We start from the raw sequence: 7884 nt of genomic DNA on the forward strand, positions 1-7884 counted from the left end.
ACTGGACAATATATTTGTCGAGCGGCTCTGGCGTTCCGTCAAGTACGAGGAAGTGTATCTAAAGCAATATCAGACGATGCAGGAAGCACGGGACGGCTTGAGTGCCTACTTCCGGTTTTACAACCATGAGCGGCCGCATCAATCGCTCAACAACAGGACACCGGCAGAAGTACATGGCACTGCTGTGCAATGGCTGCAAGCCGCGTAAGAATACAATTTAACCCATAGGGCATTTTACCTTAATTTAATGCATTAGTGGTCTTGACAGTGGGGTCCACAATACCTCTCAATTTTTAATTCGTTTATCGCTATAAGTGAAAATATCATTGTAATAAGAGCCATAGAAAGAAAAGAAATTAGAGTCGCAACAGCTGCACCAAATATTCCGTAAACAGGAATCAGAATAAAATTCAGAGATAGATTCAATACAGCTGTACCTATTCCAATGATACCCAGCAATTTGGATTTTGATCTAGCATGAAGATAGCCTGCAAAAAACTTTCTACTTCCTTCAAATAGATAACTCAATGAAACCAGCATAATTATTGATCTTAAATCACCATAACTTTCAGGTAAAATCACACTCGATGCGTATACCAATAAAAAGATAAAACCCAAGCATAAAACAGATACTAAGCCTAGTACATAAAAAGTGGTTTTCACCACCCGGACAATTTCATTTTTTGCTATCAATGTATAAAAATATGGATTCCATGCTTTCAATATCGCTTCAAAAATTAAATTAACACTTACTCCAAGCATATAGGCTGCAGAATATCGCCCCAATGCATTGGTGTCAGAAAATAGAGCTATAACAAATCGATCAGCTACATTTACGAGCGCGAGTGATACAACATGAAAAGTCAAAGGCCATAAATAGCTAAAGATATCCCAAAGATCATAGTAAGCTGGCTTTAGTCTAGCCCTCGAATAGAAAAAACTGAATATTAATAGCGCAATAGCAATACCAAGTATTTCACCAAAAGCTCGATAATGCCAACTTGAATCGATCATAATAAGTCCGATAGAAAAAAACAAAATCAGACTTGCGCAAATCATTTGTAGAATTAAAAATAGATAGGGCTTCCTCTCTTCCTGTAATGAGGATTCAACTATCAACTTCCAACCTGCAAAAAAACTAAAAAATGTAATGAGAGAAGAGCTAACTAATGGTGATATTCTAAAAACATCAACTATATGATTAAAAAATAACAACACAATAAATACAGGCACTGTCGTTACAAATAATAATCCATAACAATTTGCAAGTATTGTAGGGTGCTTTTTATTGTCCGATGCTACTTCTTTAAAAAAATAGACTTCAGGCCGCATGCCAATATATATATTAGTAAATGCTATAAAACTTAAAAATAATCCGAACTTGCCAAAGTCTTCTATTGTCATTAATCGGGTGTATACTGGAATCAAAAGGAACGGTATTCCCCTCCACATTGCAAGAGATAATCCATAGATTAGCACATTTTTTAGTAAAGACATTATTTAGCAAACCAACCTTAAAGAACAGTGGGTTATCTACCCCAATTTATAGAGTAAGTAAAAGTAGATATTAGACTCCAGTAGTCAGCTTTTTCATTGGTTATACGATCATTCGCCCATACACCCATTCGAAAATGTATGTTCAGAGTAACTTAGTCGCATAATCCTGAACTTCCTAAGAGGAATCAATCAGGTAAAAACCAACTAGACAAAGCAAACGGTCCGATTATAGCATTTGATGTATGGGTTCTGTAGTGGGTTCTTGAGTTTAGTAAAGAAAACTTAGTAATACTTTTCTGTTTGCAGAGCGCAGATACTGCCGCGGCATTCTCTGGCAACGTATAGATCGTCAAGATCTGGATGTCAGTAAAGCTCGGCCTATTTCATGCAAATATCCTTTCCATCATAAGACATGTGAAATTCCATTTATTTTGTTCACTTATCTTAAGCGGGTATTACCACGGGGAAGCAACAGCACCACCTACCTAGCAAATGATTTAATTTGTTATATATCTTTTATAGGAGTGCTTAAAAATTCACGGTTCAGTAAAAATACAATCAAAAGAAGCTAAAGCTCAATCGATTCATATTTTGAAGCGAATGGGCTCCAACTACCACTAAAATCCCATTTAGTAAATTTTACAGTTTACTCGTCAGTTCATTTAAATACATTTATTACGCACTTTAATAGGTCTAGTAAAACAACAAACTCTGACTAATTTCTCGCGAAATAGTATAGACGGAGGTATTCAAACAGATCTAAACTGGATCGTATAATCGCGCACTAATTGCCCCGTCAACCTGGATACAACTACCATGAGTGAAGCCAACACTTTTAGATGCGAGAAAAACAGCTAACCTAGCCACTTCTTCAGACCGACCAATTCTTGCTATAGGATGATAGCTCTTCAGGTTTTCGTAACCATCTGGGTTATCTTTAAAACCTGCAAGTAACATTTCTGTTTCAATAGCAGCAGGTTCTATAGCGTTGACCCTAATTCGCTCACCAACATCAATGGCTAGCGCTCTTGTCATTCCGCTTAATGCTGCTTTACTTGTTGCATATGCCAAAAAGTTTTTTTTTGTTAGCCTTGCATGAATACTACTAACGTTTATCACTGATCCCTGGTCTCTTTCCAGGTCTTCTATAAATGCTTTAGTCCATACTATTGGTGCGATCAAATTTACATCCATTGTTTGATGCCATTGTAGGACTGATAAGTCCTCTAAACCACCTAAAACCTGTGTAGCTGCATTATTGATTAAAGCATGAACCGGCTTACCTTCACAGTGACTTCTTATTTGACTAAAGATGCTGTGCGCGTATCCGTCATCATTTACAGTTTTTTCAAGATCTGCGGAGATGTAGTAGTCAAAATGAACTCCTTCTACTGGCTCTGCTTTTTGGTCTGTAGCAATAACGGTGTAGCCTTCTGCTTTAAACTCACGAGTCATGGCTTTGCCAATGCCGCCACAAGCACCTGTTACTATCACGCAAGAGTCTGAGTTACTCATCTAGAAACCTCTTCATTTCTTTCAATGCCTGAAAGCTTGCTCTTCTTACGCCTTCAACGGTATTCGAGCCATTGTGGCTTCCAAAAATACAACGCGGGAACTTTCTTAATTCAGACTGGCTTGGTAAGGGCTCTTCTTCAAATACATCCAGCGCAGCAGCTGATACTTTGCCAGCCCTCAGCGCTTTAACCAACGCTGGTTCATGAATAAGGGGACCACGAGCAACATTAATAATGAATACCCCATCTTTGCACTTATCGAGCTCAGCTCTATCCAGCATATGGAAGTTGTGCTTGTTCAATGAACAGGTAAAAACAAGGAAATCTTGTTCTTCGATATGTTTCGGCCATTCTGCGCAGCTCACGAAAGGCATGCCACCATCTCCTTCAACACCCGGGTCATAGGCAGTTACCTGAATATCAAAACCACCCAGCCTCTTGGCCAAGCTTTTACCAATGTCACCGAACCCTATAATGCCCACTTTCTTGCCGGTAAGGCTCATTCCAGCTGGCTTAAACCAAGCATTCTCAATTCGGACACCTCGATCGATCTCAAATAGCCTTCTGGCTAAGCCGGTTATATAGCCAATCGCAACATCTGCGACTTCCCCACCAAACATATTGGGCGTGTTAATAATGGGTATTCCCAACTCTTTACATGCCTGGAAGTCGACATTGTCTACCCCAATGCCCCACTTTACGGCGGCTGATAAATTGCCCTTTTTGCCAGCTTTAAACACCTGCTGTGTAGCAGGGTCATCGCCGATTATCCATCCGTCATAGGCTGGGAGAAGGTCAATTAGCTCTTCTTCAGATAGAACTTGGGTAGTTTTCGCTGGAACAAGCTCCAACCCCAGCTTGCTGGCAGGCGCCATAAATTCATGGATCAACCCTAACATCGGTGGGCATGTTACAAGAACCTTTTTCATTATTTCTTCTCCATAAAGTACTTGGCTGCAATCACCGCCATATCCCAGTCATCAGGTGTATCAATGTCGGTAGATTCAAATGCAGGCGTAACCATCATTTTGGGATTTGCACCAATGCGTGCGTTCGTTTTGCTAAAACTATCCTTAGTGAATAAATACAAATTCGAGTTTTCCTCGAACCAGGGCTCTAGGTTTTGTGTCGGTATTAAGTTCTGAGGATCATGATTAACAGGACTACAATCCTTTCTGTAAAACCTTGTTTGTATTTTATTGACACTGAATAGCGAATCACCTTTTGCTTCTGACAATACTTGATTATATTCATCAAGGGCTAGCTTAATGGTTTTACTACTTAGAAGCGGATTGGTTGTATGAGTCATTAAATAGATATCAGCGTCTATATTCTCTACATCATCTTGGAGTACAAGATTCATGGATACATGATTGCCGCATATTTCCGGCTTTCGATCACGGATCACTATCCGGTCTGTCTCGGTCAATCCGTTTTCTGCCAGTATGGCTCTAGCATCAGTATTAATCACGATTTGATCAATTTCATCCACAGCAAGTAGGCTATCTAGAATCCATTGGAATAGCGGTTTTCCACAAAAATCACGAAAGTTCTTACCTTTCACGCGCTCACTGTTCGCTTTCATTGGAAGTAGTGCGACTATCTTTTGTTCGCTCATGTGTGTTCCTCTCATGATGGGTTGGATAGAAATATTTTAGTTTCATCTTGGCTGAAAGTTGCCGGACTTCATGGTGCCCCCGGTAAGTCCCCCAATAAAACATCAGTCGAAACATAAAAATCTCACCGATCTTTTTTAGCAGAACACGATCTGAGATTGCTGCTGAGGCATCTGTGAGCAATGATGCTGTAAAATATCGGAAGAAGTCTCCTACCGTAAAGTGCATCTGGGGCATTATTTTCTGAAGTGCATACGCTTCTCTCTCATAACGAGTTCGGACCTGGCGCCAGCTCTCATCATGTATATGATAAACCGGCGCCGAGGCAACGTAGCCAATCTGGCCACAATCAGAAATCAATTTCTGTGCTAAGTGCATATCTTCTAACCCGGTGAGGTCTTCGTCAAACTTGTAACGTTCCCATGCTGCACGCGTTATGGCTGCATTAGCATTGTTGCAGAAGTAACCCTCCTGAGGCAGCACCGAATATTCTGGAAAATGTTTGGCAAAGTGTTGATACTCGGAAAACTTAGTGGTTTCGGCCCCTAATTGCCTACCGTAACTATAATCACAAACTCTGTCAGCCAAAGGAGCTACAAGTTCGTGTATCCAATTGTCATATACTGGAAAACAATGCCCGGAAACAAATACCAGAAAATCTCCATTGGCGAATTCACAACCTACATTTAAAGATCGACCAAATGTAAACTTTTCCTTATTGATATACGTGATTTTGCAGTTATGCTTTTTTGCTATTTCTAAGGTTTTATCAGTTGAACCCGAATCGACGACTACCGTTTCAATTTCGAAACGTTCACTTTTCTGGTTATTAATACCCGTTAGCAACCTATCCAGATATTTTTCTTCATTGTATGTACGGATAACAACGCTGGCTTTCATGAATAAACTCTTCAAACTGTTTATGACCTAAGTCAATTGAAATGATGGTATGAACAGACTCTGGCTTTCAGTCTCGATGATAAAAACCTTACCTGCGTCAGGCATTTTCTGCTTTTGGGAATCTGAAAGTCCTTCAACAGCTGACGTAATAAAAAGCAAATTACTATTTTCACCCCCAAAGCAGCAACTTGTAGGTTGTTGAGCGGGCACTGAATATTTAGCCTGGGTTTGGCCAGTTTCGTCTATTCTGGCAATATATCCACCTCCCCAACAAGCTATCCAAAGGTGGTCATTTTCATCTATAGCGCCACCATCGAAAGTCGACTGTATATTGTCGCTTTGTAGTCGAACTACTTTCTCAAAGCTATTCATCCCTTCGGGAAATGGAAGGTAAAATAGTGTACGTTCCATTGAATCAGAAATATAAAACATCTTCCCACTCTTACTCCAACAAAAGGTATTTGGAATTCCAATGCAACCTGCTAGTTGAGTAATTCTGCCGTTGGGTGAAACAGTAAGAATGCTCCCTTCTTTGCCTTGTGGGTGACACTCCATTGTACCTATCCATAAATTACCATCTGGACCAACTCCAGCATCGTTGGTTCTTAGCCCTTCACGAAGTTGGAAAGTCAGAGCCAACTCTGGTTCACCACTAGTCAGGTGTAATTTCAGCAAACCTTTGTCAGTAATGACCCACAAACTATCAGCTTCACTTGAAACCAATGCCAGCGCTGAGGGGATTGCAGGTATTTCCCAGCGAGAGTCATAATGCTTAGAATTGCTAGAAATTGCCTTTTCAAAAACCAAATGCCGATTAATATCTACCCAGAATAATGACTTGCGTTTGGGAGACCAAAGTGGCCCTTCTCCCAAATCACAAACCTCATGTGAAAAAACTGTTAAAATCATATACGTAGCCCTAAAACTCCTTCAATTGACCTAATACGCACATTTAGTAAAAATCAAAACCTTAAATAGTGTAACAGGCATTTATAATTTTGTATAAAATTGGCAATCTGATTACAGAAAAATCATGGAAGTCACTTAATTATTTTCAACTACTTTAATGCTTTTTATTCTAGAGAAGGTCTGAATAACTGATGATTTTCGTCAGGCTTAGAGAAAACCGATAAAAAGCGGCGTTTCAGTCATTGGCTGCCCTTGTTGATCGTGTTTTTCGCTCATTTCCCGCCATTTTGGCGGAAAACAGGTGCACTGGCCCTACGCCAGCAAGTATTTTTCACTCATCAGCTGGTTGCTGAACGCTGCCAGCAAGTGCAGCCGGCTATTGTCTTTGACCAATCCGCAGTATCGGACTTTTCTGTAACCGAACACCTGTTTAATGTATCGGAAAGGGCGCTCAACTTTGGCACGAACACTGGCTTTCATTTTTTTTGGTTTCCAGTTCATCACCCTCCAGCTTCTGCCGAGTGCCGGGTCTTTTGGTAATGTACCAGGAGACCTTCTTCCGATACTTATGCTCTTCCCGCTTTCGAATGCCCATGTATCCGGCGTGACCGAAGACTCTTCGTTCTGCTCGGTGTAACAATTTACCGACAGGCACAATGTCATGAATGTTGGCAGCAGTGGTATCGATACTGTGAATCAGCCCCAGTGTGTCATCAGCTCCAATGTGCATTTTCATACCGAAGTGCCATTCGTTAGCCTTCTTGGTTTGGTGCATCTCAGGATCGCGCTGGCCGGGATTGAGGTAGGGTCAACCCTCAACTACGCTAGTAGCTTCGAGGCCAAACTGGTCGAGAAGCACCAGCTCCGTATCAATTCAACAGTAGGTGATATTCTGTTCTTTCACACCAGGGCATCATCACTTGGTAGATTGTGCCCCCTATTAAAAGACTTACGGCGGAGGCATCTCCGCGATCCTGAATTACAAAGTTACCAATACCATCATCGAACAAGTTAGCGAATAGCAGTTCCGCCTCCTGATTGCTACCTACATTTTATATGCTTGCACTTAGTCGTGGTTTATAGCTGGTAAGATATGCCTTATGATTTATGGTTCTTCGTAGAAATCTGTGGAGCCCTACGGCTGCATTTCCAGCTTCCCGCAGTAAAACAGTATGCTCGTTCTGAACCCTTCGAAGGAACGATAACCTCGGGCATTGGACTTCACCGTTTGTATCTTAGAGTTTAAACCTTCAGCCGCAGCATTGCTGATCCGGTGATCAAAGTAGTTCAGCAACCCGTCCATATGTGTCTTGAGCATTCTGGCCACTTTCTTCACCGGCTCCAGTCGGCAGCGAATTGCCCAACTGTACCACCGTTCAAAGTAGCGTTTCGCCCAGCCTTTGGAACGGTAGTCCCAGAAGGGACGGAAGTGTTCCTTTAGGGCCCAG

At 41.3% G+C, this 7884-nt stretch carries 10 protein-coding genes; 1 reads left to right on the plus strand and 9 read right to left on the minus strand.

Annotated features, from left to right (window positions below; genetic code table 11):
* The coding region (locus tag G565_RS0119545; RefSeq protein WP_028672339.1) for an integrase core domain-containing protein at positions 1 to 208 on the plus strand (208 nt) is incomplete at its 5' end.
* A 44-nt stretch (positions 209 to 252) separates the two neighbouring features.
* Here G565_RS0119545 and G565_RS0119550 read toward each other — a convergent pair.
* From G565_RS0119550 to G565_RS26905, 9 genes are all read right to left on the minus strand, one after another.
* Positions 253 to 1497 (minus strand): lipopolysaccharide biosynthesis protein, encoded by a 1245-nt coding sequence (locus G565_RS0119550; protein WP_084649477.1) that lies wholly within the window; start codon positions 1495 to 1497, stop codon positions 253 to 255.
* 759 nt (positions 1498 to 2256) lie between these two features.
* Positions 2257 to 3012 (minus strand): SDR family NAD(P)-dependent oxidoreductase, encoded by a 756-nt coding sequence (locus tag G565_RS0119555; RefSeq protein WP_028672341.1) that lies wholly within the window; start codon positions 3010 to 3012, stop codon positions 2257 to 2259.
* A complete protein-coding gene (locus G565_RS0119560; protein WP_028672342.1) occupies positions 3005 to 3940 on the minus strand; it encodes a phosphoglycerate dehydrogenase in 936 nt (311 codons plus the stop codon). The genes G565_RS0119555 and G565_RS0119560 overlap by 8 nt, the downstream gene beginning before the upstream one ends.
* Positions 3940 to 4629 carry an acylneuraminate cytidylyltransferase family protein gene (locus G565_RS0119565; protein WP_211227228.1) on the minus strand — a complete coding sequence of 230 codons (690 nt, stop codon included), beginning with the start codon at positions 4627 to 4629 and terminating at the stop codon, positions 3940 to 3942. The genes G565_RS0119560 and G565_RS0119565 overlap by 1 nt, the downstream gene beginning before the upstream one ends.
* Positions 4580 to 5527 (minus strand): glycosyltransferase family 2 protein, encoded by a 948-nt coding sequence (locus G565_RS0119570; protein WP_028672344.1) that lies wholly within the window; start codon positions 5525 to 5527, stop codon positions 4580 to 4582. Before G565_RS0119570 ends, G565_RS0119565 begins: the two co-directional genes overlap by 50 nt.
* 27 nt (positions 5528 to 5554) lie before the next feature.
* Complete coding sequence (locus G565_RS26560) at positions 5555 to 6436, minus strand: SMP-30/gluconolactonase/LRE family protein (protein WP_084649478.1); 882 nt, start codon at positions 6434 to 6436, stop codon at positions 5555 to 5557.
* Positions 6437 to 6748: 312 nt separating this feature from the next.
* Positions 6749 to 6937, minus strand: a complete 189-nt coding sequence (locus tag G565_RS27325; protein ID WP_051208304.1) for a transposase — start codon at positions 6935 to 6937, stop codon at positions 6749 to 6751.
* Positions 6888 to 7211: a transposase gene (locus G565_RS27780; RefSeq protein ID WP_211227229.1), complete on the minus strand. Its 324-nt coding sequence runs from the start codon at positions 7209 to 7211 to the stop codon at positions 6888 to 6890. The genes G565_RS27325 and G565_RS27780 overlap by 50 nt, the downstream gene beginning before the upstream one ends.
* A gap of 360 nt (positions 7212 to 7571) precedes the next feature.
* Positions 7572 to 7884 (minus strand): transposase (locus G565_RS26905; RefSeq protein WP_028672348.1); only part of this gene is annotated, 313 nt, incomplete at its 5' end.

The organism is Saccharospirillum impatiens DSM 12546, from assembly GCF_000423605.1.
In the GTDB taxonomy this organism is placed as follows: Bacteria; Pseudomonadota; Gammaproteobacteria; order Pseudomonadales; family Natronospirillaceae; genus Saccharospirillum; species Saccharospirillum impatiens.

Coding starts and splice junctions, on each gene's coding strand:
- G565_RS0119550 (WP_084649477.1), bottom strand. CDS start 1,497: ATGTCTTTACTAAAAAATGTGCTAATCTATGGATTATCTCTTGCAATG.
- G565_RS0119555 (WP_028672341.1), bottom strand. CDS start 3,012: ATGAGTAACTCAGACTCTTGCGTGATAGTAACAGGTGCTTGTGGCGGC.
- G565_RS0119560 (WP_028672342.1), bottom strand. CDS start 3,940: ATGAAAAAGGTTCTTGTAACATGCCCACCGATGTTAGGGTTGATCCAT.
- G565_RS0119565 (WP_211227228.1), bottom strand. CDS start 4,629: ATGAGCGAACAAAAGATAGTCGCACTACTTCCAATGAAAGCGAACAGT.
- G565_RS0119570 (WP_028672344.1), bottom strand. CDS start 5,527: ATGAAAGCCAGCGTTGTTATCCGTACATACAATGAAGAAAAATATCTG.
- G565_RS26560 (WP_084649478.1), bottom strand. CDS start 6,436: ATGATTTTAACAGTTTTTTCACATGAGGTTTGTGATTTGGGAGAAGGG.
- G565_RS27325 (WP_051208304.1), bottom strand. CDS start 6,937: ATGAACTGGAAACCAAAAAAAATGAAAGCCAGTGTTCGTGCCAAAGTT.
- G565_RS27780 (WP_211227229.1), bottom strand. CDS start 7,211: ATGCACCAAACCAAGAAGGCTAACGAATGGCACTTCGGTATGAAAATG.